Annotated in this window: 31 protein-coding genes and 1 pseudogene; 11 read left to right on the top strand and 21 right to left on the bottom strand. The window is 43.3% G+C overall.

All coding sequences use genetic code 11. The annotated features are described in order from the left end of the window. Positions 1-9: 9 nt before the first annotated feature. From rplE to F993_RS00620, 15 genes and pseudogenes are all read right to left on the bottom strand, one after another. Entirely contained in the window at positions 10-546 is a 537-nt protein-coding gene (gene rplE / locus F993_RS00550; RefSeq protein ID WP_004657683.1) for a 50S ribosomal protein L5, read from the bottom strand. 15 nt (positions 547-561) lie between these two features. After that, a complete protein-coding gene (rplX, locus tag F993_RS00555; RefSeq protein ID WP_004657681.1) occupies positions 562-879 on the bottom strand; it encodes a 50S ribosomal protein L24 in 318 nt (105 codons plus the stop codon). A gap of 9 nt (positions 880-888) precedes the next feature. Continuing rightward, complete coding sequence (gene rplN / locus F993_RS00560; RefSeq protein ID WP_004657680.1) at positions 889-1,257, bottom strand: 50S ribosomal protein L14; 369 nt, start codon at positions 1,255-1,257, stop codon at positions 889-891. Between the two features lie 92 nt (positions 1,258-1,349). Then, complete coding sequence (rpsQ, locus tag F993_RS00565) at positions 1,350-1,607, bottom strand: 30S ribosomal protein S17 (protein WP_004657679.1); 258 nt, start codon at positions 1,605-1,607, stop codon at positions 1,350-1,352. Continuing rightward, positions 1,604-1,801 (bottom strand): 50S ribosomal protein L29, encoded by a 198-nt coding sequence (gene rpmC / locus F993_RS00570; RefSeq protein WP_000849927.1) that lies wholly within the window; start codon positions 1,799-1,801, stop codon positions 1,604-1,606. The genes rpsQ and rpmC overlap by 4 nt, the downstream gene beginning before the upstream one ends. Then, positions 1,801-2,214 carry a 50S ribosomal protein L16 gene (rplP, locus tag F993_RS00575; RefSeq protein ID WP_004657678.1) on the bottom strand — a complete coding sequence of 138 codons (414 nt, stop codon included), beginning with the start codon at positions 2,212-2,214 and terminating at the stop codon, positions 1,801-1,803. Before rplP ends, rpmC begins: the two co-directional genes overlap by 1 nt. Next, a pseudogene (rpsC, locus tag F993_RS00580) lies at positions 2,154-2,970 on the bottom strand (30S ribosomal protein S3). Before rpsC ends, rplP begins: the two are co-directional and overlap by 61 nt. Before the next feature lies 1 nt (position 2,971). Next, positions 2,972-3,301 carry a 50S ribosomal protein L22 gene (gene rplV, locus F993_RS00585; protein ID WP_004657676.1) on the bottom strand — a complete coding sequence of 110 codons (330 nt, stop codon included), beginning with the start codon at positions 3,299-3,301 and terminating at the stop codon, positions 2,972-2,974. 11 nt (positions 3,302-3,312) lie between these two features. Next, complete coding sequence (gene rpsS, locus F993_RS00590; RefSeq protein ID WP_004641066.1) at positions 3,313-3,588, bottom strand: 30S ribosomal protein S19; 276 nt, start codon at positions 3,586-3,588, stop codon at positions 3,313-3,315. A gap of 13 nt (positions 3,589-3,601) precedes the next feature. After that, positions 3,602-4,426, bottom strand: coding sequence for a 50S ribosomal protein L2 (rplB, locus tag F993_RS00595; RefSeq protein WP_004657675.1), 825 nt, complete (start codon positions 4,424-4,426; stop codon positions 3,602-3,604). Positions 4,427-4,437: 11 nt separating this feature from the next. Continuing rightward, on the bottom strand, positions 4,438-4,758 hold the full coding sequence (rplW, locus tag F993_RS00600) for a 50S ribosomal protein L23 (RefSeq protein ID WP_004641070.1): 321 nt from the start codon (positions 4,756-4,758) through the stop codon (positions 4,438-4,440). Then, positions 4,755-5,357, bottom strand: a complete 603-nt coding sequence (gene rplD / locus F993_RS00605) for a 50S ribosomal protein L4 (RefSeq protein ID WP_004641072.1) — start codon at positions 5,355-5,357, stop codon at positions 4,755-4,757. Before rplD ends, rplW begins: the two co-directional genes overlap by 4 nt. A gap of 11 nt (positions 5,358-5,368) precedes the next feature. Then, positions 5,369-6,007 carry a 50S ribosomal protein L3 gene (rplC, locus tag F993_RS00610; protein ID WP_004657674.1) on the bottom strand — a complete coding sequence of 213 codons (639 nt, stop codon included), beginning with the start codon at positions 6,005-6,007 and terminating at the stop codon, positions 5,369-5,371. 63 nt (positions 6,008-6,070) lie between these two features. Next, on the bottom strand, positions 6,071-6,382 hold the full coding sequence (gene rpsJ / locus F993_RS00615) for a 30S ribosomal protein S10 (protein WP_000070912.1): 312 nt from the start codon (positions 6,380-6,382) through the stop codon (positions 6,071-6,073). A 228-nt stretch (positions 6,383-6,610) separates the two neighbouring features. After that, a complete protein-coding gene (locus F993_RS00620) occupies positions 6,611-7,339 on the bottom strand; it encodes a type 1 glutamine amidotransferase (protein WP_004657673.1) in 729 nt (242 codons plus the stop codon). Between the two features lie 167 nt (positions 7,340-7,506). On the opposite strand from F993_RS00620, the gene F993_RS00625 reads away from it, so the two are divergent. The 6 genes from F993_RS00625 (at position 7,507) to F993_RS00650 (ending at position 14,089) form a co-directional block, all read left to right on the top strand. Beyond that, positions 7,507-8,700: a PLP-dependent transferase gene (locus F993_RS00625; protein WP_004657672.1), complete on the top strand. Its 1,194-nt coding sequence runs from the start codon at positions 7,507-7,509 to the stop codon at positions 8,698-8,700. A 19-nt stretch (positions 8,701-8,719) separates the two neighbouring features. Continuing rightward, the gene (locus F993_RS00630) at positions 8,720-10,267 is read left to right on the top strand and encodes a helicase HerA-like domain-containing protein (RefSeq protein ID WP_004657671.1); all 1,548 of its coding nucleotides are present in this window, start codon (positions 8,720-8,722) and stop codon (positions 10,265-10,267) included. Between the two features lie 142 nt (positions 10,268-10,409). After that, positions 10,410-11,621, top strand: a complete 1,212-nt coding sequence (gene hmpA / locus F993_RS00635; RefSeq protein WP_004657670.1) for an NO-inducible flavohemoprotein — start codon at positions 10,410-10,412, stop codon at positions 11,619-11,621. A gap of 79 nt (positions 11,622-11,700) precedes the next feature. Beyond that, a complete protein-coding gene (locus tag F993_RS00640) occupies positions 11,701-12,153 on the top strand; it encodes an RrF2 family transcriptional regulator (protein WP_004657669.1) in 453 nt (150 codons plus the stop codon). Between the two features lie 85 nt (positions 12,154-12,238). After that, on the top strand, positions 12,239-13,015 hold the full coding sequence (gene yihA / locus F993_RS00645) for a ribosome biogenesis GTP-binding protein YihA/YsxC (RefSeq protein WP_004657667.1): 777 nt from the start codon (positions 12,239-12,241) through the stop codon (positions 13,013-13,015). 129 nt (positions 13,016-13,144) lie between these two features. Further along, on the top strand, positions 13,145-14,089 hold the full coding sequence (locus F993_RS00650; RefSeq protein WP_004657664.1) for a metal-dependent hydrolase: 945 nt from the start codon (positions 13,145-13,147) through the stop codon (positions 14,087-14,089). Between the two features lie 53 nt (positions 14,090-14,142). Here the strand turns inward: F993_RS00650 and F993_RS00655 are convergent, their stop codons facing one another. Both F993_RS00655 and F993_RS00660 read right to left on the bottom strand, forming a co-directional pair. Further along, complete coding sequence (locus F993_RS00655; protein WP_004657662.1) at positions 14,143-15,384, bottom strand: dicarboxylate/amino acid:cation symporter; 1,242 nt, start codon at positions 15,382-15,384, stop codon at positions 14,143-14,145. A 130-nt stretch (positions 15,385-15,514) separates the two neighbouring features. Further along, on the bottom strand, positions 15,515-16,387 hold the full coding sequence (locus tag F993_RS00660; RefSeq protein WP_004657660.1) for an acyl-CoA thioesterase: 873 nt from the start codon (positions 16,385-16,387) through the stop codon (positions 15,515-15,517). A 277-nt stretch (positions 16,388-16,664) separates the two neighbouring features. On the opposite strand from F993_RS00660, the gene plsB reads away from it, so the two are divergent. Beyond that, complete coding sequence (gene plsB, locus F993_RS00665; protein WP_004657658.1) at positions 16,665-19,211, top strand: glycerol-3-phosphate 1-O-acyltransferase PlsB; 2,547 nt, start codon at positions 16,665-16,667, stop codon at positions 19,209-19,211. A gap of 204 nt (positions 19,212-19,415) precedes the next feature. Here the strand turns inward: plsB and F993_RS00670 are convergent, their stop codons facing one another. Both F993_RS00670 and F993_RS00675 read right to left on the bottom strand, forming a co-directional pair. Continuing rightward, positions 19,416-20,396, bottom strand: coding sequence for a putative solute-binding protein (locus tag F993_RS00670; RefSeq protein ID WP_004657655.1), 981 nt, complete (start codon positions 20,394-20,396; stop codon positions 19,416-19,418). 126 nt (positions 20,397-20,522) lie between these two features. Next, positions 20,523-21,341, bottom strand: coding sequence for an NAD(P)H-binding protein (locus tag F993_RS00675; RefSeq protein ID WP_004657654.1), 819 nt, complete (start codon positions 21,339-21,341; stop codon positions 20,523-20,525). An 18-nt stretch (positions 21,342-21,359) separates the two neighbouring features. Here F993_RS00675 and recG point away from each other — a divergent pair, with 18 nt between their 5' ends. After that, entirely contained in the window at positions 21,360-23,405 is a 2,046-nt protein-coding gene (gene recG, locus F993_RS00680) for an ATP-dependent DNA helicase RecG (RefSeq protein WP_004657653.1), read from the top strand. Beyond that, entirely contained in the window at positions 23,398-24,081 is a 684-nt protein-coding gene (locus F993_RS00685) for a ComF family protein (RefSeq protein ID WP_032812626.1), read from the top strand. The genes recG and F993_RS00685 overlap by 8 nt, the downstream gene beginning before the upstream one ends. On the opposite strand, the gene F993_RS00690 is transcribed toward F993_RS00685, so the two are convergent. Further along, entirely contained in the window at positions 24,035-24,430 is a 396-nt protein-coding gene (locus F993_RS00690) for an NUDIX hydrolase (RefSeq protein WP_004657650.1), read from the bottom strand. The genes F993_RS00685 and F993_RS00690 overlap by 47 nt on opposite strands. A 10-nt stretch (positions 24,431-24,440) precedes the next feature. Continuing rightward, positions 24,441-25,025: an LOG family protein gene (locus F993_RS00695; RefSeq protein ID WP_004657648.1), complete on the bottom strand. Its 585-nt coding sequence runs from the start codon at positions 25,023-25,025 to the stop codon at positions 24,441-24,443. 172 nt (positions 25,026-25,197) lie between these two features. Between F993_RS00695 and F993_RS00700 the strand changes: the two genes are divergently transcribed. Together F993_RS00700 and F993_RS00705 are read left to right on the top strand one after the other, a co-directional pair. Continuing rightward, the gene (locus tag F993_RS00700; RefSeq protein ID WP_004657647.1) at positions 25,198-26,211 is read left to right on the top strand and encodes a magnesium and cobalt transport protein CorA; all 1,014 of its coding nucleotides are present in this window, start codon (positions 25,198-25,200) and stop codon (positions 26,209-26,211) included. After that, positions 26,202-26,747, top strand: coding sequence for a hypothetical protein (locus F993_RS00705; RefSeq protein ID WP_004657645.1), 546 nt, complete (start codon positions 26,202-26,204; stop codon positions 26,745-26,747). Before F993_RS00700 ends, F993_RS00705 begins: the two co-directional genes overlap by 10 nt. Positions 26,748-26,795: the final 48 nt, after the last annotated feature.

The raw sequence follows: 26,795 nt of genomic DNA, 5'->3' as shown, positions 1-26,795 counted from the left end.
ATCGACCTCTTATTTGAACGGGAAGCCGAATGCACGCATAAGCGCACGGCCTTCGTCATCGCTACGAGCAGTTGTCGTAATAGTGATGTCTAAACCACGGATACGATCAATCTTGTCAAAATCGATTTCAGGGAAAACGATTTGCTCTTTTAAACCCATAGAGTAGTTACCACGACCATCAAATGATTTCGCAGAGAAACCACGGAAGTCACGGATACGAGGGATTGCGATCGAGATCAAACGATCCAAGAATTCGTACATTTGGTCGCCGCGTAAAGTAACTTTACAACCGATCGGCCAACCATCACGGATTTTGAAACCAGCGATTGATTTACGAGCAAGTGTCACAACTGGTTTTTGACCAGCAATGAGTTGCATATCAGCAACAGCGCCATCTAATAATTTCTTATCAGTTGCAGCTGCGCCTACACCCATGTTAAGAGTGATTTTTGTGATGCGAGGAATATCCATCACATTCTTAACGCTAAGTTCTTCTTGTAACTTTGCTTTAAGTTCGTCGTTGTAACGTGCTTTAAGTCTGGCCATTGCCTATTCAACCTATTACTTCGCTACCGCCACTGATTCACCATTTGATTTATAAACACGAGTTTTCGCGCCTTCAATCACTTGGTAACCAATACGGTCAGCCTTTTGGGTTGTAGCATTAAAAATTGCCACGTTTGAAATATGAAGCGTAGCCTCTTGAGTAACGATGCCGCCTTCAGCGCCAGTTACACGGTTTGGCTTTTGATGCTTCTTCACTAAGTTAAGGCCTTCGACCTTAACTCGATCTTCAGAAACAGACAAAACGATACCTTGTTTGCCTTTTTCTTTACCTGCGATCACAATTACTTGATCGCCTTTTTTAATCTTAGCCATGATTGCCTCTTATAGAACTTCAGGAGCCAATGAAATGATTTTCATGAACTGTTCAGTACGAAGTTCACGAGTCACTGGTCCGAAGATACGAGTCGCAATCGGAGCTTTGTTGTTGTTCAAAATAACAGCTGCGTTATCGTCGAAACGAATAACTGAACCGTCTGGACGACGGATGCCGAATTTTGTACGAACAACTACAGCATTCATCACGTCACCTTTTTTAACACGTGCGCGTGGAATTGCTTCTTTTACAGTAACTTTAATAATATCGCCAACTGAAGCATAACGACGGTGTGAACCACCAAGTACTTTAATACATTGTACGCGGCGTGCACCACTATTGTCTGCTACGTCGAGCATACTTTCGGTTTGAATCATTGCCCTACTCCAAAACCGAGCATCACCGGTCACAATTTCGAAAGGCTCAAAGAGTACTCGAAATTGTCCGATGATGCAACAAGAACGTCTAATTACTCAGCAGCAGCTTCAACTACTTCCACTAAAGTCCAAGCTTTAGTTTTAGAAATTGGGCGGCTTTCTTTGATGGTTACCAAGTCGCCTAATTTAGCAACATTGTTCTCATCATGAGCGTGTAATTTAGTTGAACGGCGGATTGATTTGCCATACAACGGGTGTTGAACGCGGCGTTCAATAAGCACAACAATAGACTTGTCCATTTTGTCGCTTACGACTTTGCCGGTTAACGTGCGGACTGTTTTTTCACTCATTGTCCGTTCCCCTGTTTTTCGGTAAGGAGTGTCTTAATACGAGCAATTGTCTTACGAGCAATTTGCACTTCATGCGATTTGCCTAATTGACCAGTTGCTTTCGCCATACGAAGACGGAATTGGTTAAGCTGTTGCTCATCAAGCAAAGCTTTCAACTCTTCTACCGACTTTTCACGTAGATCTTTAGTTTTCATTACATCACCGTCCGAGTCACGATAGTGGTTTTAAACGGGAGTTTAGCAGCAGCTAAAGCAAAAGCTTCACGCGCTAACTCATCGCTAACACCTTCAATTTCGTACAGGATCTTACCTGGCTGGATCTGACAAACCCAGTATTCCACGCTACCCTTACCTTTACCCATACGAACTTCTAATGGCTTTTCGGTAATTGGTTTGTCTGGGAATACGCGGATGAAGATTTTACCACCACGTTTGATACGACGGCTAATGGTACGACGTGCAGCTTCAATCTGACGCGCAGTCATACGACCACGTTCAGTTGCTTTAATTGCAATCGAACCAAATGATACTGTACTACCACGATGCGCTAGACCAGTGTTACGGCCTTTGTGCACTTTACGGAATTTGGTACGTTTAGGTTGCAACATGGATTATTCTCCCTTGTCAGCAGCACGGTCACCGCGACGACCACGACGCTCTTGACCTTCACCACGACCACGACCGCGTTTAGCTGGACGCTCTTCAGCAGGAGCAGGGTTCATGACTTGTTTCATGCCACCTAAGATCTCACCACGGAAAATCCAAACTTTAACACCGATCGTACCGTATGTTGTTTCTGCACGCATAGTAGCATAGTCGATGTCAGCACGAAGCGTATGCAAAGGTACACGACCTTCACGATACCACTCAGTACGAGCGATCTCTGCACCACCTAAACGGCCAGAAACTTCAACTTTGATACCTTTAGCGCCAGCACGCATTGTGTTTTGAACCGCACGCTTCATAGCACGACGGAACATAACACGCTTTTCTAATTGAGAAGCAATCGCTTCAGCAACTAAACGTGCGTCCAAGTCAGGGCGATCAATTTCATTGATGCTAACTTGAGCTGGAACACCCATAATGTTGGTGAGTTCGCGCTGTAATTTCTCAATATCTTCGCCTTTTTTACCGATAACGATACCAGGACGAGCAGTGCTAATTGTTACCTTAGCAGCGCCAGTAGGACGTTCGATAAGAATATTGCTGATCATCGCGTTTTTAAGTTTTTTGATTAAAAACTCACGAACTTGAAGATCTTTAAGCAAGTATTCAGCGTATTGTTTCGGATTCGCATACCAGTTAGCGTTATGGCGTTTCACAACACCTAGGCGGATACCGATTGGATGAACCTTCTGACCCATATCAAACCCCTACCTTAACGGTGATGTGACAAGTACGCTTAGTAATACGATCTGCACGGCCTTTAGCACGTGGCATGATACGTTTAAGGCTCATGCCTTCATCAACGTAAATCGTAGTTACTTTAAGGTCATCAACATCTAAGCTGTTGTTGTGTTCAGCATTCGCGATTGCAGATTCAAGTGCTTTTTTAACAAGCACAGCTGCTTTCTTGTTGCTGAAGTTCAAAATGTCTATCGCACGTGCAACCGACTTACCACGGATCAAATCAGCAACTAAACGTGCTTTTTGTGCCGAGATAGCGGCACCGCGTAATTTAGCAGTTACTTCCATCATAGCACCTATTAACGTTTAGACTTCTTATCAACACCGTGACCACGATAGGTACGAGTTGGCGCGAATTCACCCAATTTATGACCAACCATGTGTTCAGTAACAATTACTGGAACGTGGTTACGGCCATTGTGAACAGAAATTGTTAAACCAACAAAGTCTGGAAGGATCATTGAACGACGTGACCATGTTTTGATCGGCTTACGGTTGTTAGCAGCAATCGCAGCTTCAACCTTAGCGAACAAATGCGCGTCGACGAATGGACCTTTTTTTAATGAACGAGGCATTATTCAGATTCCCTTACTTGACGCGACGGTCGCGAATAATCATCTTAGTCGTACGCTTATTGGTACGTGTCTTGTACCCTTTAGCTTTTTGACCCCATGGGCTTACAGGTTGAATACCTTTGCTACGCCCTTCACCACCACCATGCGGGTGATCTACTGGGTTCATCGCCATACCACGAACGGTAGGACGAACACCACGCCAGCGCGCAGCACCAGCTTTACCCAATGAACGAAGGTTGCTTTCTTGGTTAGAAACTTCACCAATTACAGCGCGACATTCAACATGGACTTTACGCATTTCACCAGAACGTAAACGAACGATAGCGTAAGAACCATCACGACCCAACAACTGAACTGAAGTACCAGCAGAACGTGCTAATTGAGCACCTTTACCGATTTTAAGTTCAAGGTTATGCAGGGTAGAACCGATTGGCATGTTGCGAAGTGGCAAGCAGTTACCTGGACGAATTGGAGCATCGTTACCAGATTGAACTTTATCACCAGCACGTAAGCCTTTAGGTGCAATGATGTAACGACGTTCACCGTCAGCATATTTCAATAAAGCAATATGAGCTGTACGGTTAGGATCGTATTCAATGCGCTCTACAGTCGCCGGAATACCATCTTTGTTACGTTTAAAGTCAACAATACGGTAGTTTTGCTTATGACCACCACCCACGTGACGTGTAGTGATGTGACCATTGTTATTACGACCACCAGTACGTTTTTTAGCTTCTACCAACGGTGCATAAGGCGCGCCTTTGTGAAGATGGTCATGAACCACTTTCTCTACAAAGCGACGTCCTGGAGACGTTGGCTTACATTTTTGAATTGGCATAATTCTCGTCCTTATTCCGCTGCGTTTTCAGCGGTATCGCCCAAGTCAGCCATTTCTACATCTTGGCCAGCTTTCAGGGTGACGTATGCTTTTTTCACATCAGAACGACGTCCTAATGTTTTACCAAAGCGTTTTGTTTTACCTTTAGTGATCGTTGTATTGATTTTTACAACTTCAACACCAAAGAGCTGCTCAACTGCTTTTTTGATTTCAAGTTTGTTTGCATTTAATGCAACTTTGAACACTTGAACACCAGCAGTATCACCTAAAACTTGTGCTTTTTCTGAGAATACTGGTCCTAATAGGACTTGATAGATACGTTCGTTGTTCATCCGAGTTCTACCTCAATTTTCTTAGCAGCAGCTACAGACATTACAACTTTATCAAATGCGATCAAGCTAACAGGATCAATAGCAGTAGCATCAACCACATCAACGTGTGGAAGGTTGCGAGCTGCAAGATACAAGTTCTCATCTACAGCATCTGTAATGATCAATGCGCGAGTTGCATTCAAGTCTGTAAGTTTTGCAAGCAATTCTTTAGTTTTTGGAGCTGCAACAGCAAACTCTTCAACTAATACAAGACGATCTTGGCGAACAAGTTCAGCTAAGATACATTGCATTGCACCGCGATACATCTTACGGTTTACTTTTTGAGACCAATCTTGTGGGCGAGCAGCAAAAGTTTTACCACCACCAACCCAGATTGGGCTACGAATAGAACCCGCACGAGCGCGACCAGTACCTTTTTGACGGAATGGCTTTTTACCACCGCCAGAAACATCTGCACGTGATTTGTGAGCACGAGTACCTTGACGACCACCAGCTAAGTAAGCTGTAACAACTTGGTGTACAAGAGCTTCGTTAAATTCACGTCCGAAAGCAACTTCAGACAATTCAACAGCAGAGCCGGAAACAGTTTTTAAATTCACAGTATTTCCCCTCAGGCCTTGATGGTAGGACGTACGATAACGTCACCGCCAGTTGAACCAGGAATAGCACCCTTAACAACTAAAACAGAACGTTCAGCGTCAATAGATACGATTTCAAGACCTTGAACTGTTACGCGTTCGTCACCTAAGTGACCAGCCATTTTCTTGCCTTTGAACACGCGACCAGGTGTCTGGTTTTGACCTGTAGAACCTAATACACGGTGAGATACAGAGTTACCATGAGTAGCATCTTGCGTACGGAAATTCCAACGCTTAACACCACCTTGGAAGCCTTTACCTTTTGATTGACCAGTTACGTCAACAATTTGACCAACTGTGAACAAATCAACACCGATAGAAGCACCAACTTCACGGCCTTCAAGCTCAGCTTCAGTAACACGGAACTCTTTAACTAAACGACCAGCAGCAACACCCGCTTTCGCGAAGTGACCTTTCTGAGCGTTAGTTACGCGCGATTCGCGACGTTCACCAGTAGTTACTTGAATTGCTTGATAACCATCAGTTTCAAGTGTTTTGATTTGCGTAATGCGGTTTGGATCGACTTCGATAACTGTAACAGGTACAGATACACCAGCATCCGTAAAGACGCGAGTCATACCACATTTGCGACCGACTAAACCAATAGCCATGTGCATAAACCTCTAATAAAGCGGCCTAATCAACTTATAAATAAAGCTAATTAACCGAAAGCCTTAACCCAAAGCGATCTGAACATCTACACCAGCAGCAAGATCCAACTTCATCAATGCATCAACAGTTTTATCTGTTGGTTGAACGATGTCGATCAAACGTTTATAAGTGCGGATTTCATACTGGTCACGAGCGTCTTTGTTGACGTGTGGTGAAGTAAGAACGTTGAAGCGTTCGATGCGAGTAGGCATCGGGATTGGACCACACACTTGTGCGCCAGTACGCTTAGCGGTTTCTACGATCTCTTGAGCAGATTGATCAATCAGACGATGATCAAAAGACTTCAAACGGATACGAATTCTCTGGTTAGACATACCAGTAAACTCCAAGCCAAATATATAAAGAATCACCCATGACGCACCTCACCTTTTGGTAAGTGTCAAGGGCAGTGAAAATCACTATGGTCGTGATCGATGCCACGACTGTAATGCGTTAACTACTTTCTTCGTAGTGAACGCCCTCCATTTGAGGGTCGCCCATTATAACGATTGTTTAAGTCTTATGCAATTCTTCTTTTCTTTTTTTAATCAAATTACGTATTGCTAGGCGCTCACCACATAATCAATTGCCTGATTGAGCAATCGATTCCCTTGTTCAAATTTACTTTTTAAAGTTCTTTTTAATTCAGACATCGGCTGGACGTAGTCGCCATTGAATACCGCCATGTCCTCTTCATTTTCAATCAGCAGTGCCAGCGCATGTGGCGTCATTTCAGGATGAAACTGAAACCCCAAAACATTACGTCCAATTTGGTACATTTGGTTCCGACACACCTTATTCTCTGCCAGACGAATCCCCCCTTTCGGAATCTCAAAGGTCTCACTATGCCATTGCAAAATATTTAACTGTTCTGGGACTTGAAAATAGTCTTCAGGGACATGCGAAGCACGCCCAACATCCATCCACCCCAATTCCTGATGCGGATTACGACTCACAGCTGCACCCAAAGCATTGGCAATCAATTGCCCACCCAGACACAGACCAATCGCTGGTTTGCCTGCGGCGAGATAGCGGCGTAACCATCTTTTTTCTAGTCTCAACCAAGGATAGTTTGCCTCATCATTCACGCTCATAGTGCCCCCCATAATGATCAGTAGATCTACCTCATCTACACGTGGCAGAGCTTCCAATTCCAGAGGTAGATCAACTGGCAAAGCAAAAAACTCAGTGGCGGTAATCTTTGCTTTGTGTGCTTTTAAAAAGTCATAGCAACTGCCAAAACCCTCGCCAGCAATGTGCTGAAAATAATGCACTCTTAAATGCGACTTCATGCGCTAAAACCTATTGTAGTTAGAATGATACTTAGTCTTAGCAAAAATAAAGCCAGTTTTAGATGATGAGCCAAATCTGTACGGATTCTGTACAAAACCTGCAAAGCACTGGCGACTTTGCTGATTTTCTCTTACCCTAACTCATTATATTGATTTGATTTTGCCCCATGACAACACACAATAAAGCACAGACCCAACTGATTCACGCACCAAGAAAAGCCGCTCAATACATTGAAACCATCCAGCCTCCCTTATTTCGTGCATCCACGATTATTTTTAAAAGCACAGCGCACCTTTTTGACCGCCATTGGACCGATGCTTATGACTATAGTTATGGCACACACGGTACACCAACAACGTTTACATTAGGGGACAACATTGCCCAAATTGAAGGCGGCCGCTATTGTCTGCTTGCACCAAGTGGATTATCAGCGATTAATCTCGTGAATAGTGCCATTTTAAGTACAGGCGATGAGGTCTGGGTCGCCGATAATATTTACGGCCCCAACCTTGAACATTTAAACCATCTGCAAGATCGTTACGGCATCACAGTTAAAATTTATAATCCGATTGATGCCAATAGTTTTCAACCGACTGAAAAAACCAAACTGATCTGGCTCGAAGCAGCTGGCTCAGTCACGCTAGAGTTTCCAGATTTAAAAAATTTGGTAAAAAAAGCGCAGCAAGCCAACGTGCTCACCGCACTGGATAATACATGGGGCGCTGGGCTGGCTTTTAATGCCTTTGATTTTTCAGATGAACATCTAGCCATGGACATCAGCGTACATGCACTGACCAAATATCCAAGCGGCGGCGGTGATATTCTAATGGGGTCAGTCGTGACCCGTGACCAAGCACTCCATCATAAACTCTACCGGATGCACGCCATTCAAGGGATTGCTGTTTCAGGTGATGATACCGCACAGATCCAACGTAGTTTGGCGCATATGTCCTTACGTTATGAACAACAATCACAAAGTGCCCTGACCCTACTCAACTGGCTCAAACAACAACCACAATTTAATCAAGTCCTGCATCCAAGCGATCCTGATGCAGCAGGCCATCAATTCTGGACAGAAGTTTGTCGTACTGGAAAAAGCGCAGGCTTAGTCAGTGTCATTTTCAAACCTGAATATGATCTCAATGCGATTCGAAAGTTCTGTGACAATTTCAGCCTGTTTAAATTGGGATTTAGTTGGGGTGGCCCCGTTAGTCTGGCCATGCTATATGACCTCAAACAAATGCGTACGCTGGAAAATACACATTTACAACAAGGTTTATTGGTTCGCTTCTGTATAGGACTAGAACATCCAGAAGATTTAATTCAAGATATCCAAAACGCATTAAAACAGCTCGATTGAGATTAAAAACAGGTGAAGAATGAGTACGCCAATCGTTATTGCTAAAAAAACCACAGATACAACACAAGAGATTGTTTTACATTCTAAATTTGCCAACCGACACGGCCTGATTGCCGGCGCTACAGGAACAGGTAAAACCGTCACCCTCAAAGTGATGGCCGAGAGTTTTTCCCGTATTGGTGTACCCGTGTTTCTTGCCGATGCTAAAGGTGATGTTTCCAGTCTGGCCAAAGCAGGTAGCAGCAATCCCAAGTTTGATGAACGCCTGAAAAGCCTGCAATTGGATACAGTGCCTTTTGCCGCATCCCCTGTTATTTTCTGGGATCTATTTGGGCAACAAGGACATCCGATTCGCACCACTATTTCAGAAATTGGCCCCCTATTATTGGCGCAAATGCTGAATCTGAATGACACACAGGAAGGTGTGCTTTCGGCGGTGTTCCGTGTTGCCGATGATCAAGGTCTATTACTGATTGACTTTAAAGACCTAAAGGCCATGCTGACCTATGTCAGTGAAAATGCAGCCAGCCTCAAGGCTGAATATGGCAATCTTTCTCCTGCCAGTCTGGGTGCAATCCAACGCAACTTGCTGGCATTAGGTGATCAGGGTGGCGAACAGTTTTTTGGCGAACCAAGCCTGAATATTCTCGATTTCATCCAAACTGACACCAATGGTCACGGCTACATCAATATCCTAGCTGCTGATAAATTGATGAACACACCAAAGCTTTATGCGACCTTCCTGCTCTGGATGATGTCTGAATTGTTTGAACAGTTGCCTGAAGTCGGTGATATGGACAAGCCAAAGTTGGTGTTCTTTTTCGATGAAGCGCATTTACTGTTTGATAATGCCAGCCCTGCTTTGCAACAAAAGATTGAGCAAGTGGTACGTTTGATTCGTTCTAAAGGCGTGGGGATTTATTTCATTACCCAAAACCCTCTGGATTTACCCGAAAGCGTATTAGGGCAATTGGGGAACCGTGTGCAACATGCTTTACGTGCATTTACTCCGAAAGATCAAAAGGCGGTCAAAACTGCAGCGGATACTTTCCGTGCCAACCCTGAGTTTAAAGTCGACCAAGCCATTACCGAACTGGCTGTTGGTGAGGCACTGATTAGTTGCCTAGATGAACAAGGAACACCACAGATTGTGGAACGCGGCTGGGTGATGCCTCCTTACTCCTCCTTTATCCCGATCACGCCTGAAGAACGCCAAGTGATTATTGGGCAAAGTATTGTGGCGGGTGTCTACGACCAAGCCGTAGATCGCGACAGTGCCTATGAAATGCTGCAGAAAAAAGTATTGCAACAATCCCAACAAAAAGAAGCTGACGAATTAGCCAAACAACAAAGCAAAGAGCAAGATGCTTTGGCCAAGCAACAGGCCAAAGAACAAGAACGCTTTGCCCGTGAGCAGCAAAAAGCCGCAGAAAAATCACAGCGTGATCGTGAAAAACTCACCCAAGATATCGTCGGTACTTTTGCAAAAAGTGCAGCACGCAGCCTTGGTGGTAGTACAGGACAAAAGATTGTGCGTGGTTTACTGGGTTCACTGTTTGGTAAATAAAAACCTTATCTTTCTAAAAATTAAGTGATATTTTAATATCCCTTAATTTTTTTATGGCTTTTATTTAAATATGCATTGCAAATACACCTTATAAGATGTATTTTGAATACATCTTATAAATGATAGCCAAGAGAGATCAAACATGACTCCGCAGCAAATTGACCTAGTAAAAGCCACTGTTCCTGTTCTGCGTGAAAATGGTGTCGCATTGACTGGATACTTTTATAACCGCATGTTGGGTAATCACCCTAATTTAAAAGAAACCTTTAATATGGGTCATCAACGCAGTGGTGCACAGGCCCAAGCACTCGCAGGCGCAGTTTTGGCTTATGCAGAAAACATTGAAGATCCATCGGTACTTCTACCTGTGGTCGAAATGATTGCGCATAAACACGTGAGCTTGAATATTCAATCACCAGATTACGGCATTGTCGGTGAAAACCTCTTACATTCGATTAGTGAAGTACTGAATATTTCAATGGAAGATCCATTAATTGCGGCATGGGCTGCGGCTTATGGTCAATTGGCTGATTTATTTATTAGCACCGAAAAAGCGATTTATGATCAACACCAACAAACACAAGGCAGTTGGTTAGGCTGGCGCAACTTTAAAATTGCCAAAAAAGTGGTGGAAAGTGATGAAATTACCTCATTCCACCTCGCGCCTGTAGATGGCGGTGCATTACCGCATTATGAAGCAGGCCAATATATTTCAGTCCGCGTGTTTGTACCTGAACTCAACTTAAGACAGCCGCGTCAGTACACACTTTCAACTAGCCCACAAGCAGACTATTTACGTATCTCAGTGAAACGTGAAGATGAAAAAGGTGAACTCGCAGGTGGCTGGGTATCTAGTACCTTACATGGTTTAGCTGAAGGTTCAGAAATTGAAGTATCTGCACCAACAGGTAATTTCTATCTGATCGATAGTAGCAAGCGCAATGTCTTTATCAGTGGTGGTGTTGGTCTAACCCCAATGATTGCGATGTTAAACCAATTGGTGACCTTGGATCTGCCGCAACCCGTGAATTTCATTCATGCCTGTCGTAGCAGCCAAGTACATGCCATGAAACAACACATTCAGGAACTTAAAACCAAGTATCCACGCTTAAGCACATTTACGGCGTATGAGTTTCCACACGAAAATGATAAGCTCGGTGAAGACTATGATGTTGCTGGACGTTTAGATTTAAATAGCATCGATGCTGCACTATTACCAAGCAATGCCGATTATTATCTATGTGGACCAATGCCATTTATGGCAGCACAACATCAGGCACTGCTTGCTCGTGGTATTCCTGCAGCCAATATTCATAGTGAAGCCTTTGGCACAGGTGGGGTTAAACTCAGCTAATCCACACTGCATTTTGCATAGGGCTAGTCTATGTTAGACTGGCCCTTTCTATTTCAAGCAATCGATTGAGTGAAAATACATGCAACTCAATAAATTTACCGATTATGCACTCAGAATTCTGATGTATGTCGCTCGCCCGAGTGATGTACCGTATACCATTGCAGATATCGCCCAAGACTTGCATGTGTCGCAAAACCATTTGGTCAAAGTCGTTCACTTTATGGGAAAACAGCAGTGGATTGTCACCATTCGCGGTAAAGGCGGTGGTCTGTATTTAAACCCAGAAGCGAAAAAGCTGAAACTTGGTGAGATTGTTCGAATCCTGCAAGGCAATCACCAAATTGTTGAATGTAATACCCCACCCTGCGTTTTACGTTCACATTGCGGACTGAAGGGCATCTTGGATCAAGCACTCGAATGTTTTTACCAAAGTCTGGATCAATATACGCTTGGTGAAGTCGTGCAACAGGGCATTATTCCTTCTTCCCCACGCTCAAATATTGACTTTTTAGAGCTGATTCAGAAAGCTTAAACATCGCATACAGATGAAGGATTCGCGCGAACGCCTCACATCCTTTATAATGGTCGTTGCTATTCCTATTCAAAAGTAAGCTTCTATGCGTCGCAGTGAAAAATCGAAAGACACCAAAGCCAAACTCGCACCGAAACAAAAAATCAGTTATGAAAAAAAGACTGATCCTGCAATCACTGAATATGCAGTACAGTCTTTAACTTGGTTACGCCAAGCTGAATTTTTGATGAGTGCGCCAAAACTGGCTTTATGCGTAGAAGATACGGGTTATGAAATCGCATTTGCAGGCCGTTCCAATGCCGGTAAATCAAGCGCAATTAATACCTTAACCAATCAAAAGCAACTGGCACGCGCCTCTAAAAAACCTGGTCGTACCCAAATGATCAACTTTTTTAGTTTGGGTAATCCTGATCAGCGCTTAGTTGATTTACCTGGTTATGGTTATGCAGCGGTTCCTGAAGCCATGAAAATTGTCTGGCAGAAAGAATTGGAAAATTATTTAATCCATCGTAAAAGCTTACAAGGCTTGGTACTGTTGATGGATATTCGCCATCCTTTACAACACTTTGACTTGATGATGTTGGAATGGGCCCATTCACGTCATTTGTTTGTGCATATCCTACTCACTAAAGCGGATAAGCTGAACCGTGGCCCAGCCAACAAAGTGTTGTTAGAAGTGAAACAGCAATTGAAAAAGATGAAATTGGATTTCTCGATTCAATTATTCTCTTCACTCAATCGTATTGGCCTAGAGGAACTTGCCAGTGTAATGGCAGGCCGTCTGAATTTCACACTGGATCAACCTGTTGAATTTGACCTGAGTCAGATCCCAGAAGCCTCAGAAACCGACATCCAAGAATAAAAAGTGCATTTTATGCAACTTGATGCATAAAATAATTTTTAATTGTCCCGAATTGCTAAACACAAACACTAGGTAGTTTTCATATACTGCTTAGTGTTGGTTCATTGCACTATCGATTAGGACTAAACGATGAAATTACTATCATTTGTGAAGAACAAAGTTCTTGGTTCTTCGATTGACTATAAAATCCTCCCGCGCAAAGTAAAATTTGACTGGGAAAATACACCAGTGGATTGGATTCCAAACCAACCTTTCGCCAGCTATTTTATTAATGAAATTAACAATATTTTACCTGCTGGTGAGTTTTGGTTTTGCCGTTTATATAACAAAGTCCTTCCTCAAATTACCGATGAAAAATTAAAGCAAGACGTTCAAGCCTTTATTCGCCAAGAAGCAATGCATGCGGTTGCGCATACCTCTGCCAATAAAGAATATTTGACGCAGCGTAATATTGATATCCAGCGTAATCTCGACATCATGGATTTCTTATTTACCAAGGTCTTGGCAGACAAGCCTTTCGATAAAGAAATTCCGAAAGCACTCGAGCATCAGTGGGATTTATTCCGTCTAGGTGTGATTGCAACTGTTGAACACATGACCTGCGTACTCGGCAAATATGCCCTGTATAACAAGCGTTGGGAAGAACTCGGTGCAGATCCAGAAATGATCGATCTGATTAAATGGCATGGTTCTGAAGAAATCGAACATCGTACCGTTGCATTTGATCTTTACCGTCATTTGGGCGGTGGTTATATCGCACGTTACTACATGAGTGTTGCTGTGATTATTGGTGTACTCGGCCTTTGGGTCGATGGTGCAGCACATATCATGAGCCAAGATCCTCGTTTTGCCGACAAGAAACCAAGTCTGTTTAAACCATGGATCTGGATTGAATGGTCGAAGATTGCATTAAAAGACGCGAAAATTTTGCCAGGCCCAGCATGGCTGGTTGCACAACAAATTGATTACCTCATGCCGTGGTATGACCCGGTCAAAGAAGGCAATACCCAAGACGCTGTGAATTATCTCAATAATTCTCCTGCCGCAAAGCGTGCCTTACAACAAGCTGCTTAAGCTTTGAATATAAAAAAGCAGGAATTCTCTCCTGCTTTTTTATATGTATAAAATTAACTAGACTCTGCTTCCGCCTGTTTTGCATAACGATCAACCACCACACTGATCATCATGTCACCTTGCACATTGACCACCGTACGCACGGTATCTAAGACACGGTCAATCGGCAATAAAATCGCAATCGCTTCGGCAGGTAAACCAACCGACTGTAGCACCATGATCATGGTAACCATCCCAGCACTTGGAATTCCCGGTGCACCTAAGGATGCAATCATGGCAGTTAAGCAGACAATCAATTGTTGAGTCAGACTCAAATCCAAACCCATCAAGTTGGCAATAAATAAAGCTGCTGCCGCTTCATAGAGTGCGGTACCATCCATATTCAACTGCGTACCCAATGGGATCACAAAGCCAGCCGTTTGCGGTCGCACTCCTAAATTTTCCTGCGCACACTTCATACTCAATGGCATGGTGGCTGAACTGGAACTGGTGGCAAATGCTGTGACCAAAGCTGTTCGGGCACCTCTAAAAAAGGTAATTGGATTCATCCGTCCAAAAATCCACAACAAGGCCGGTAACACCACCACCCCATGGAAAATGGTCGTGCCTGTCACCACCGCAGCAAACTCAACCAAACGGCTGAGTACCGACAGATCTTCAGTCGCAATCAACTTTGCTAAAAGTGCAAAAATCCCGATCGGTGCCAGTTTCATCACCCAGCCCACTAACATCATCATAATGTCAAAGAATTGCTGACTGATGTTGCGGACCAAAGCGAAACGCTCTCCACCTTTGACCAAAGCCACACCAAGAAATAAAGCAAATACCACCACAGCCAGCACATTACCGTCACTAAAGGCCTTAAATGGATTGATCAAGGTATTCTGGATAAAGGTGGTGAAGAAACTAGATGGCGTTAAGGTATCAGGGGTTTGATGGCTATCCATTGCGGCCTGGAATAATTGAATATCCACCCCTTTGCCCACTTCAAACAGATGTGCGCAGCTGATTCCCAGAATCAAAGCCAAGGTGGTGGTGGTCAAACAGCTTAATGCAGTAATTTTCCAGACTCGACCAAATTGACCACCCGCCTGCAAATTGGAAACCCCAACTACAATCGAGCTAAAAATCAGTGGAATCAGCAACATTTTCAACAAGCCAATGAAAATGCTACTTAAAATACCCAAGCCATATAAACTGTGATCAACAAATGCAGTCTGGGGATAGGCTAGCAATAAAAAACCAAAGGCCACGCCAAGCACAGCTGCAATCAAAATTTGCGTATTTAAATTCATTGTAAATGGATAAAAGGTTTTAACTTAGCCGTACTATGGCACGCTCATGTTGAAGAATCGAGCAATTTTTTGTCACATCCTTATGATAAAAAAAGCCATCAGAATGATGGCTTTAGTGTTGATTCATTTTTCACTGGGTTTCGATTTCTCTGAGCCGAATCAAACCTTCTTGCACGGTACTACACACCAGTTGTCCATTTTGCCACATACGCCCAAAGTTCAAGCCACGGGAACTGGCACTAATGGTCGCTTCCATATCGTAAAGCATCCATTCATCTGCACGTAGTGGACGATGGAAGTAAATGGTATGGTCGATACTGGCACACTGTAAATTCGGTGAAATCCAAGACAAACCATGTGGGCGCAGTGCCGTGGTCATCAAGGTAAAATCTGAATAGAAAGCAACAATCGCCTGATGCAGCGAGATTTCATCTAAATCTGCTGGAATCGCATCATGAGTTCGAATGTAATGCGCATAGAACGGCGCTTCTGGCTGCGGCTGGAACGGATTAATCAACTGAGTCGGTCTGATTTCTACATGACGTTCGCGCATAAAACTGGCACGTACATTTTCTGGGACAAAATTAATCAGACTTTCTTTCAGTTCGTTCTCAGACTTTAATGTGTCTGGTTCAGGGTACTCAGGCTCTTTATGTTGATAGTTCAAGCCTTCTTCTGGATTGGCAAAAGAGACCATCGCAGAGAAAATGGTACGACCATGCTGGATCGCTCGAACTTGACGGCTGGCAAAGCTTTTACCATCTCTGAGCGGATCAACTTCATAAATGATCGGTGCATTCACATCGCCCCCATACAAGAAATAGGCATGTAAAGAATGTGCAGGACGATCGGTGGTATATGAAGCAGCTCTTAATGCTTGTCCAAGAACTTGTCCGCCGAACACTCGCTTGCCTACCAAATTGCGGCTATTGCCTCGGAAAATATGTTCTTCCAACTTTTCCAGATTCAACAGTTCAACCAATTCTTGAGTTAACGCATTCATGTAATAGCCTTCCAACATCAATGAGGAGAGATCAACCAATCCATTCAGGGTTGATAATTTTGATTGTGCCACAAATTCAAATGACAATGGTCAGGATAAAATGATTCATCCGTCACGTTAATTGTATTTATAACCGCTAAAAATACGATTTTTAACGATAAAATCTACCAAATACGCTATATTTTGTCAGAAAATAACATACCGTTTCATGTAAGAATATCGCAGAATGTCGTGTTCATCATGACTCGATGTCAGGATTATTATTTAGGAGTTTGTAATGTCCAAGACTGGATTTGGTCAAATGTATCGCCAACTTTCGAGTAAGTTACTTGACCTTGTGGTAACCCCACATGTTCTTGGTGAAGTTCCTACAGAATCCACCACAGCAGTGCCAAACGCAACAGAATCAAATAAGTTGGTTTGCTATGTATTACAAAATTATTCACGCAGTAATGCATTGGTGGTCGATGGTGAGACCCGCCGCCTAAATTTAAAACCAGCCTTGGATTCATTGAGTTTTGGAACTTATCAAGAAAAAAACTCCATCCTGTTTTTACATCATAACGAAAATAATTTTTTTAATACCCAAACTTTCCCACCGCGCCTGTTACAGCTGGTCGAGGCACTTGAGCAACACCCAGACGTTGATATTCAACTGGTTCCAGTGACGGTACTTTGGGGACGCTCGCCTGATAAAGAAGATTCTTGGTTCAAATTATTATTCTCAGATACTTGGGCAACACCAGGTACAGTTAAACAACTGATGAATATTGGCTTACATGGCCGCCAATCTTATTTAGAGTTTCACGAACCGCAATCTTTGCGTGAGTTGGTAGATTATGCCAAGACCAACCACCCAAATGTTTCACCAGCAACCTATATTGCAAGTTCATTAGACACCTATTTGGATCAGCAACGTGAAGTGGTACTTGGCCCAGACTTGTCAGACCGTCGCAATGTGATGCAATCCGTGGTGAAGTCTCCTGAGGTACAAGATGCCATTCGTCGTGAAAGCATTCAGCATAAAATTAGTATGCTCGAAGCTGAACGCCGTGCCATTGGTTATGTCAATGAAATCGTATCGGACTATTCTGCATCAGCAGTCCGTTTTGCCGATATGGCCCTGACCCGTCTCTGGACGCAACTCTATGACGGTGTTGAAGTACACAACTTCAGTACCGTGCGTGAACTCGCCAAAGATTATGAAATTGTTTATACCCCTTGTCATCGTAGTCATATCGACTATTTATTATTATCCTACGTGATTTATAAACGTGGCTTGATGATTCCATATATCGCTGCGGGTGATAACCTCAACCTACCATTTGTGGGTCAGTTATTACGTGGCGGCGGTGCCTTCTTTATTCGTCGTTCTTTCCGTGGTAATGCACTTTATACCTCTGTATTTAAAGAATATTTGCATAGCATTTTATCGCGCAATACACCAATCGAATACTTTATTGAAGGTGGTCGTTCTCGTACTGGTCGTTTGCTTCCGCCAAAAACAGGCATGCTGGCGATGACCATTCAAGGGCATTTACGTGGTCCAGCCAAACCGATCGTGTTTGTCCCAACCTATATTGGTTATGAGCGCCTGATGGAAGGCTCGACCTATGTCGGTGAAATGCAAGGCAAACCGAAAGAAGCGGAATCGATTTTTGGCATCGTGAAAACCTTGCGTAAAATTGAGCGTATCTTCGGTAAAGTACACGTCAACTTTGGTGAACCTGTGTTCCTGAATGATATTCTGAAGCAACACGATGCTGAAAACATTCAACCAGACACCGCAAGTACCACCGAGATTTCAGGTGTTGTCGCAAGCTCAGCCAATTTGATTTTAGAAAACATTAACCGTGCTGTGGTGATTAATCCTGTTTCACTACTCTCTTTAATTTTATTGGCGACACCAAAACACACCTTAGATGAAGAAATTTGTGCTAAGCAACTCGATATCTACCGTGATTTGGCGACTCAACAACCTTATGACGAACGCACACAAGTCACGTCATTATCGGGTAAAGAAATTATTGCCTACGGCCTAAAACTCAAGCTGATTAAACGCGTGCAGCATGTTTTAGGCGATATTATTGCGATTGAAGATAATCAAGCCGTATTACTGACTTACTTCCGCAATAACATTTTGCATGCCTTTGTATTGCCATCCTTGGTGGCTTCGCTGGTTGAACATAATGGTAAAATTAATAAGGCAGATTTAAGTAACGTGATTCGTACCTTATATCCGTTCTTAAAAGCTGAATTATTCATGAAATGGCAAACTGCTGATCTACAAAAGCAAATTGATAATTATATCAATGCGCTGGTGCAGATCGGCTTAATCTTCCAAGATCATGATGGTAATTTATTTAGCCCAACACCAAACAGTGAAGAACATCAAAAACTGGTAACTTTGGCGATGCCAGTCAAACAGAGTTTAGAGCGTTACTACATGACTTTGGCACTGATCACCCAACGTGGTTCAGGCAATATCTCAACCAAACAAGTTGAAGAACTCAGTCATTTATTGGGTCAACGTCTCTCTGTACTATATGAGTTCAACTCACCTGAGTTCTTCGATAAAGCCTTATTCCAAAGCTTTATTAAAGTTCTGACGCAACAGAATTATATTCGTAACAATGAACAGGGTTTCATTGAATATGATGATAATTTCAGTGAGATGGCCGCTGGTGCTCAACTGGTGTTAGATGAAACCACCTTACAAATGTTGCAGCACATCACTACATTTAGCGATGAAGAGTTGGCTGAGGCATTAGAGGCCATGGCATCACAGCAAGCCAAACGCCGCTTAAAACGTAAGAAAGCGTAAATAGAAAATAAATCCTCCCTCTTGCGCTGCTATAACCGCAGTTCACCTTTCAAAGGAGGGAGTTTCAGAAACCTAAAATCCTCTCAGATTCTCAATAATCCCCCTCTTGTTAAAGAGGGGTGAGTAGAGATTTTAAATCAGTCATCACAAAATTATGATTTACTGATCAATATTACTACTTAGATTGGCGTTTCTTTTAATCACTTAACGGCGACACTCCAAGTATTTAGGGTCATCCAGACAGCGCAGTCGTTTGATCAATTCGACAAAATAGGCATCGTAATAGCCGGAATCGACATAACGATTTCGAATCTTCACCACCATCGCATCATAACCTTGCTTTTCATAACCTGAGATATCTGCCCAATAATACGCTGGTAAATGGTTTTCCCATTGAATGGCTTGGGCAGCAAGTACATTGCTGTTGCGCACAAACCAAGATCGTATTTGATGACCGAAGCCTACTGGGTAACCTTGTGGCCGAATCACGATATTCATCGCAAAATACGCCATAGGGAAGTTCACCACTTGTGTCTCAGCACCAAATTCCTTTTTCAAGTTATACGGTAATATTCCATAAGCTGGCGCTGCCAAAATATCAATTTTTTTCTGCTTAAAGGATTCCACCGCATTGGAAAAATCAACATAGATCGGTTTAGCCCCCACACTTTGTACCAGCGCCTGTTGTGGTGGATTATTCTGCAAAATCCCAATGCTTTTATTCTTTAACTGAGATACTTTATTAATCTGTTGAGTATTCATGATCATATAGGCGGTCCCAATTGGAATCATACCCAGCACTTCATAATCCCCACTCAGCATGCGTTTTTCGATATTTGAATTATTCAACAGTTGTAGAAATGTCCGAGCCACACGATTATTCGGAATCAGTCCAATCCCTCCGCTTGTGCCCATAAAATGGTTATAGCGATAGGTATTAAAATTGGATGCGACCAAACCCGAACATTTACGCTGATCAAAAGCCTGTATGGCATCTTTTTCTTTTTTAAAGGTTTGAAAGCTTAGCTGAACTTGATTTTGTTGTGCGTACAGACGGATATCCTGTAAACGACGGCTGATATCACCCTGAGTACTTAAAGGATCAAACACGCACCAAGACTGCTCCGCAGCCCAACTTGCAGTTGTGATCAATCCAAATAAGATCATGCAAATTATTTTTCTCATGTATCACCCTTTACGCCGTACAGCAAACCTCGTGCTCAATTTAGGCGGTTCCTTTCAGGAATCTATTGGTATTTATAATTCAAAATACATACCAACTCTTTAAACTTTCTTTACAGTCTAATCGAATTATTTTTCATTACTATGTGCCAATAACGCCGCTGCATAGTCATTAAAGCAAATCAAATGGTCAAATCGAAACCCAGTATTGGATAGTCGTGTCGCATAGATTCGCTTACCTGTCTGTTGTTGTGACAAGAGTGTTAAGGCCGGTAGGTTTAACTGTTGTTGAAACCACAATAGAATTTCATGCATCGGGATCGGTAAATTATTGGTGATGATATAACTCGCCTCAACTTGAGCGACATCAGCCAATCTGGCTAGAAACTTGGCCAAATCATCAATATGAATGCGATTACTAAAATGCACTGCAGGATAAGTCGATGTTTGCTCAGCCAACTTTTTTAGCCGAGTGATTGAAGTTCCATAAATGCCAGTTGGGCGAACAATAATACTTTGTTGCGGATAATGCGCTTGCCAAAGTAATTCCATCTCCCGAAGAATGCGCCCTTGCTCATCAGCAGGCTGTATCAGCGATTCATCATCTATCCTTTGCCCTGCATTTTCGCCATAGACCCGAGTCGAAGACACAATCACGATGCGCTGTACAGGATGCCCTTTGAGTGCTGCAACAATTGCTGCAATGCTGTCAACATAAGTAGCTTGATAAGCATCAACCCCACTCTCTGAGGGTGCCAGAATCACATAGACCATTTCAATCGGCGCTAAGTCTGCCAAATCGAGTTGCTGCACATCCTGAATATAATGGGTCGCGTAACAATCTGTTTTTTCACTGCGACTTATTGTGCTAATGTGGTGTCCTTGCTCAAATAAGTGTTTAGCGACACGCTGAGATGTTTTACCATAACCAATAAATAAAATATGCATACACACCTTTGACCAGAGATGACATCAGTTCAGCAATTACAAGGCGTTGGTGCTGCCGCAGCGACCCTCTTAGAAAAGCTTCATATTTTTAGCACGGATGATTTGTTATTCCATCTTCCCCGTGACTATGAAGATCGTAGCACTATTATTCCAATGAATCAGCTGATCGTTGGACGAAGTTACTTGCTTGAAGGTGAAGTCCGTTCTGTCGATTTTCCACCAGGAAAAAAAAAATCGCTCGCAGCCCTGCTACAAGATGATTTTGGCAAGGTAACTTTACGCTTTTATCATATTTATAAAGGCCTGACTGATCGTATCCAAATGGGGCAACGATTACGGATTTTTGGTGAAGTTCGCGTTGGCGCACGGGGTTTGGAGCTATACCACCCTGAAATTCAGGTGATCCAACAGCATACTGCTTTACCGAAAACCCAGCTCACCGCGATTTACCCCAGCACCGAAGGCTTAACCCAACCTAAACTGCGTGAATACGTACGCCAAGCACTCAAACATCATAGTGATGACTTACCTGAATTATTGCCAAGCAAATACAGCAATGGCTATGAACTGAAACAAGCACTCCATTACATCCACGAGCCCCCGATTGATGCCAATATGCTGCAACTCAATCAAGGTTCGCATCCTGCACAACAACGCCTGATTTTTGAAGAACTGGTTGCCCATCAAATCAGTTTACTCACCCGACGTGCCTATATTCGGCAAATTTCTGCACCTCGCTTTAGTAGTAGCAAAGTGCTTGCGAAGAAGCTGTTAGAGGGCCTGCCCTTTCAGATGACCAATGCGCAAAAGCGGGTTTCCAAGGAAATTTTGCAGGACCTTAAACAAGATCAACCCATGTTACGTCTGGTACAAGGGGATGTCGGTGCAGGTAAAACCCTTGTGGCTGCCGTGGCTGCCTGTCATGCGCTGGAAGCCGATTGGCAAGTGGCGTTAATGGCACCGACGGAGATTTTGGCTGAACAACACTATTTAAACTTTAAACGCTGGTTTGAACCCCTAGGCATTCAAGTAGCATGGCTCTCGGGTAAGCAGAAAGGTAAAGCCCGAACCCAAGCCGAACAACAGATTAAAGAGGGTCATGCGCAATTGATCGTGGGTACGCATGCCCTGTTTCAAGATACCGTTGGATTTTCTAAACTTGGCTTGGTGATTATTGACGAACAGCATCGCTTCGGTGTTGATCAACGCCTCGCTTTAAGAAATAAAGGTGCCGATCAATTTACCCCACATCAATTGGTGATGACGGCAACACCGATTCCTCGTACTTTAGCCATGAGTGCTTATGGGGATTTAGATACCTCGATTATTGACGAACTTCCGCCTGGACGTACCCCGATTCAAACCGTAACCATTCCCCTAGAACGGCGTGAGCAGGTGCTGCAACGTATCGCAACCAATTGTCGTGAAGGTAAACAAGCTTATTGGGTCTGTACTTTGGTGGAACAATCTGAAACCTTGGATGCACAAGCGGCAGAAGCCACCTATCAAGAAATTAAAGAGCGCTTTCCAGACATTAATATTGGTTTGGTCCACGGCAAGATGAAGGCTGATGAAAAGCAAAGTGTCATGCAAGCCTTTAAAGACAATCAATCCCAACTGTTAATTGCCACTACAGTCATTGAAGTTGGGGTCGATGTCCCCAATGCGTCGATCATGGTGATTGAAAATGCCGAGCGCCTAGGTCTCTCTCAACTGCATCAATTGCGCGGTCGAGTAGGCCGTGGGGCAACTGCCAGTTTCTGTGCCCTACTGTATAAAACCCCATTATCGCAAAATGGGCAGGAACGGCTTTCGATTTTACGTGAAAGTAATGATGGCTTTGTGATTGCAGAAAAAGATTTGGAAATCCGAGGTCCGGGAGAATTACTCGGCACCAAACAAACCGGGGATATGGGCTTCCGCGTGGCACGTTTGGAACGGGATGATCATCTGCTTAGCCAAGCGCATTATGTGGCTGAGCAAATCCTGAAAGATTATCCACAACATGCAGATGGTCTACTCAAACGCTGGCTACCCGAAGCGCCAAGATATGCCTATGTTTAGACAGCTCGCAAAATCAGCACAACAGCTATTTGATTATTTTACGCCATGCAGTCTCTGCGACATCGGCATGAAACGCCAGTTTGGTGTGTGCCACAGTTGCTGGCAACAATTGCCTTGGCTCAAACAAAGTATTGAGCGCAATCAGCAACACGTCTTGGTTGCTTGCCATTATCAATATCCAATTGATCGGATCATTCAACAATTCAAATATGAGCAAAAACTGCACCAGCAAAGACTATTAGATGGCCTACTATTACAACTCAGACTTCCTAAAGTACATGCGATTGTACCGATGCCGATTTCGGCTGATCGTCTAGCAGAACGCGGCTTTAATCAAACCCTTCTTCTCGCCAAGGTATTGAGCAAAAGTTTGAAGATTCCCGTTTGGCAACCCGTACAACGCTTGGCCCAACACTCACAAAAAGGCCTGTCACGTTTAGAACGACTCGAAGATATTGAACAGCAATTTGTGGCAGCACCGCCCAACTCAATTCGTTATCGCAAAGTCCTCATTGTCGATGATGTGCTGACCACAGGCAGTTCGATCAGCGCATTATCCAAAGTCCTGACCCAACTCGGCTGCCAACAGATTTATAGTGCCTGCGTAGCAGCCGCACAAACACAACCGACTAACTCGCTTGATTTTGCTGGCACCACGGAATCACAACTTCTTTAGTCAGTGGTGCCAACAGGGTAGATTGGTCATTCAACTCAATCCATTTCATTTCTGCAATTTCAGCGGCAATTTTGGGTGTCTGTTTTAATTCAACCGCATACACATAACTCACCAACACATGATCAGGTTCATTGGCCGCGGCCGTTTCAAAACGACCAATGAATTGTTTCAATTCACATTCACAACCAATTTCTTCTAAAATCTCGCGTTGCATCGTGATTTCAGGTGCTTCATTTGTTTCGAGCTTTCCACCGACTTGCATAAAAGCATGGGTATTTTGTTTACGGACTAAGAGCAATTGATTGTGTTCATTCAAAATCACAGCAGCAGCCACAGTAATGGTTTTCAAAAATCGCTCCTTAGGCTTGAATTTCGGCGGTTGACATCCATTTCGGTGTCACAGGTTGATAAACCGAAAACGCAGCTAAAATATCCTCAATCTGCTCTGCGACAATTAATTTATCGACAAAACGTTCCTGACTAAAACCACGCTCAACAGAGCCTTGCAGCATTTTAAGCAGATCATCGTAAAAGCCTTCAACATTTAAAAATGCACATGGTTTCTGATGAATTCCCAACTGACTCCAAGTCCATTGCTCAAAAATTTCTTCCAGTGTGCCTGCACCACCAGGCAAGGCCACAAAGGCATCGGACAACTCAGCCATTTTGGTTTTACGTTCATGCATATTATTGACAATATGCAATTCGCTCAGGCCTGTATGCGCCAGCTCTCGATCAACCAAAGCATGGGGAATTACCCCAATCACTCGGCCTCCCGCCTGTAACGCACTATTGGCGACAACACCCATTAAGCCGGAACGGCCACCACCATAGATCAAGCTTTGACCCTGTGCTGCAATCGCCCGCCCTGTAGCCTCTGCCATTTGCTGATAAATAGGGTCATTGCCGAGAGAAGAACCACAGAAAACACATATAGAATTCATACAATTAAAACCGTTTTATATAACTGTCATGCTGATAAAGTAGGCTATGTAACAAGATTTTTGAGAAAATAACGTTTAGGCAAGTGTTTTTCGTTTCATCCTTGTCTAAAATACACGCTGCTTTTCGGTAAATGACCGAAAACATGATATCGACTGCGCGAGGAAAAAAGACATGCTTGAAGCCTTTTATGCCACAGAGCGCGGTAGTCTAGAAGATGCAACCATCAACGGAGGTTTCGATCTCCACCCCGAACTGGTCTGGATTGATCTCATCGCCCCGTCCCAAGAAGAACAACAATGGGTTCTGGATGCGTATGACCGAAACTTACCGACCCTAAAATCGCTTGAAGACATTTCCTCATCAGCACGATTTTACCGTGATGATGATGGAATTTTGCATATCAGTACCTATTTTTTAACAAAGAATAAAAACTTTCAAGTCGATGGTGATACTGACGACTCCTTGCCCATGTTAGCCATGGTACAAACGGTTGCATTTATTTTGCATAAAGATCGCTTATTTACCATGCGTGGTGAAAAGTTGGTCGCCTTTCGTGCCTTTCGTGCCCGTGCACGTCGTAATGACTATGATATGGATTATAAAGATCCCACATGGATCTTGCTCGGCTTACTTGAAGCGAAACTGGATGAACTTGCGGATATCTTGGAAGATATCCACAAGGACTTGGAACGATATTCCACGGAAGTCCTGAATAACCATCATCGCGAGAAAATTTTAGACCTTGATGACATGATTACCCGCTTAGCCCAGCAAGAAGATATGCTGGGAAAGGCACAGCTGTGTTTAATTGATTTACGCCGTGTATTGACCTTTTTAGCGCGTCCACGTGCATTAGGTAGTCACATTTATGATGCCGACATTCGTGAGTTGAGTGAAGATGTTCGCTCACTGGTCGAACATGATGCATTCTTGTTCCAAAAAGTACGATTCTTACTGGATACCACCTCTGGATTCATTAATACCGAACAGAATGACACGATTCGTCGATTCTCGATTTTACCGAGTATGCTTGCGCCACCGATGTTGATTGCGAGTATTTATGGGATGAACACCGATGTACTGCCCTTTGCGCATGGCAGCCTCAGTTTTTGGATTGTGATTGGTATTCTGATGGCCTTCCTCGTCTTGCCAATGTTTTACTTCCGTTGGAAAAAATGGATCTAAACAGAAAAGGATTATGTCTTTTTTTCAACATAATCCTTTCAATCTCAACAGCTTTTGCATGCGCACCACACTCTCCCAAAGATGTGTTTATAGCACGTGTCCAATCTATACCAAAGCAGTCTTCTAACACTCAAAATCAATTTGAATTTCAGCATGTTCGCTTTGTATTTCAGCATTTTCTCACCAAGTTATTGACACCTAAACCTACCCAATGGCACAGTAATTTTCCAGCCAAAACAATAAAAGCAAATGATTTAGTGATTGGTCTTGCCTATCCCGCAGATTCTGCTGTTCCCAATAACTATCAGATCAGCACTATGGCATTATTAGGTTGTGAGAAAAATATCATATCGATCAATCATCCAATTGCTCCCTTTACGGCATGGGATAGACAAGTTAAAAGCTGTAGTAATACTCCATCCAACATCAAATTATTGGATGTTTTTTTAGAATATGATCAGAGTTATTATTTAGCAAAGTTACATCAAAAATATCCAAGCTGTGAGGCGCTATTTTCTGCTTTTCCCAAAAGCTAAGCATAAAAAAAGAGAGCTATTTTTAGCTCTCTTTTTCCACTCTGCCAG

Origin of the sequence: Acinetobacter proteolyticus, from assembly GCF_000367945.1 — a bacterium.
GTDB classification, from domain to species: domain Bacteria; phylum Pseudomonadota; class Gammaproteobacteria; order Pseudomonadales; family Moraxellaceae; genus Acinetobacter; species Acinetobacter proteolyticus.
This window is presented reverse-complemented; position numbering and strand designations above follow the sequence as displayed.

Bases quoted from the DNA above. Each gene is read 5' to 3' on its own strand.
- rplE (WP_004657683.1), bottom strand. From the start codon at position 546: ATGGCCAGACTTAAAGCACGTTACAACGACGAACTTAAAGCAAAGTTA.
- rplX (WP_004657681.1), bottom strand. From the start codon at position 879: ATGGCTAAGATTAAAAAAGGCGATCAAGTAATTGTGATCGCAGGTAAA.
- rplN (WP_004657680.1), bottom strand. From the start codon at position 1,257: ATGATTCAAACCGAAAGTATGCTCGACGTAGCAGACAATAGTGGTGCA.
- rpsQ (WP_004657679.1), bottom strand. From the start codon at position 1,607: ATGAGTGAAAAAACAGTCCGCACGTTAACCGGCAAAGTCGTAAGCGAC.
- rpmC (WP_000849927.1), bottom strand. From the start codon at position 1,801: ATGAAAACTAAAGATCTACGTGAAAAGTCGGTAGAAGAGTTGAAAGCT.
- rplP (WP_004657678.1), bottom strand. From the start codon at position 2,214: ATGTTGCAACCTAAACGTACCAAATTCCGTAAAGTGCACAAAGGCCGT.
- rplV (WP_004657676.1), bottom strand. From the start codon at position 3,301: ATGGAAGTAACTGCTAAATTACGCGGTGCCGCTATCTCGGCACAAAAA.
- rpsS (WP_004641066.1), bottom strand. From the start codon at position 3,588: ATGCCTCGTTCATTAAAAAAAGGTCCATTCGTCGACGCGCATTTGTTC.
- rplB (WP_004657675.1), bottom strand. From the start codon at position 4,426: ATGCCAATTCAAAAATGTAAGCCAACGTCTCCAGGACGTCGCTTTGTA.
- rplW (WP_004641070.1), bottom strand. From the start codon at position 4,758: ATGAACAACGAACGTATCTATCAAGTCCTATTAGGACCAGTATTCTCA.
- rplC (WP_004657674.1), bottom strand. From the start codon at position 6,007: ATGGCTATTGGTTTAGTCGGTCGCAAATGTGGTATGACTCGCGTCTTT.
- rpsJ (WP_000070912.1), bottom strand. From the start codon at position 6,382: ATGTCTAACCAGAGAATTCGTATCCGTTTGAAGTCTTTTGATCATCGT.
- F993_RS00620 (WP_004657673.1), bottom strand. From the start codon at position 7,339: ATGAAGTCGCATTTAAGAGTGCATTATTTTCAGCACATTGCTGGCGAG.
- F993_RS00625 (WP_004657672.1), top strand. From the start codon at position 7,507: ATGACAACACACAATAAAGCACAGACCCAACTGATTCACGCACCAAGA.
- F993_RS00630 (WP_004657671.1), top strand. From the start codon at position 8,720: ATGAGTACGCCAATCGTTATTGCTAAAAAAACCACAGATACAACACAA.
- hmpA (WP_004657670.1), top strand. From the start codon at position 10,410: ATGACTCCGCAGCAAATTGACCTAGTAAAAGCCACTGTTCCTGTTCTG.
- F993_RS00640 (WP_004657669.1), top strand. From the start codon at position 11,701: ATGCAACTCAATAAATTTACCGATTATGCACTCAGAATTCTGATGTAT.
- yihA (WP_004657667.1), top strand. From the start codon at position 12,239: ATGCGTCGCAGTGAAAAATCGAAAGACACCAAAGCCAAACTCGCACCG.
- F993_RS00650 (WP_004657664.1), top strand. From the start codon at position 13,145: ATGAAATTACTATCATTTGTGAAGAACAAAGTTCTTGGTTCTTCGATT.
- F993_RS00655 (WP_004657662.1), bottom strand. From the start codon at position 15,384: ATGAATTTAAATACGCAAATTTTGATTGCAGCTGTGCTTGGCGTGGCC.
- F993_RS00660 (WP_004657660.1), bottom strand. From the start codon at position 16,387: ATGAATGCGTTAACTCAAGAATTGGTTGAACTGTTGAATCTGGAAAAG.
- plsB (WP_004657658.1), top strand. From the start codon at position 16,665: ATGTCCAAGACTGGATTTGGTCAAATGTATCGCCAACTTTCGAGTAAG.
- F993_RS00670 (WP_004657655.1), bottom strand. From the start codon at position 20,396: ATGAGAAAAATAATTTGCATGATCTTATTTGGATTGATCACAACTGCA.
- F993_RS00675 (WP_004657654.1), bottom strand. From the start codon at position 21,341: ATGCATATTTTATTTATTGGTTATGGTAAAACATCTCAGCGTGTCGCT.
- recG (WP_004657653.1), top strand. From the start codon at position 21,360: ATGACATCAGTTCAGCAATTACAAGGCGTTGGTGCTGCCGCAGCGACC.
- F993_RS00685 (WP_032812626.1), top strand. From the start codon at position 23,398: ATGTTTAGACAGCTCGCAAAATCAGCACAACAGCTATTTGATTATTTT.
- F993_RS00695 (WP_004657648.1), bottom strand. From the start codon at position 25,025: ATGAATTCTATATGTGTTTTCTGTGGTTCTTCTCTCGGCAATGACCCT.
- F993_RS00700 (WP_004657647.1), top strand. From the start codon at position 25,198: ATGCTTGAAGCCTTTTATGCCACAGAGCGCGGTAGTCTAGAAGATGCA.
- F993_RS00705 (WP_004657645.1), top strand. From the start codon at position 26,202: ATGGATCTAAACAGAAAAGGATTATGTCTTTTTTTCAACATAATCCTT.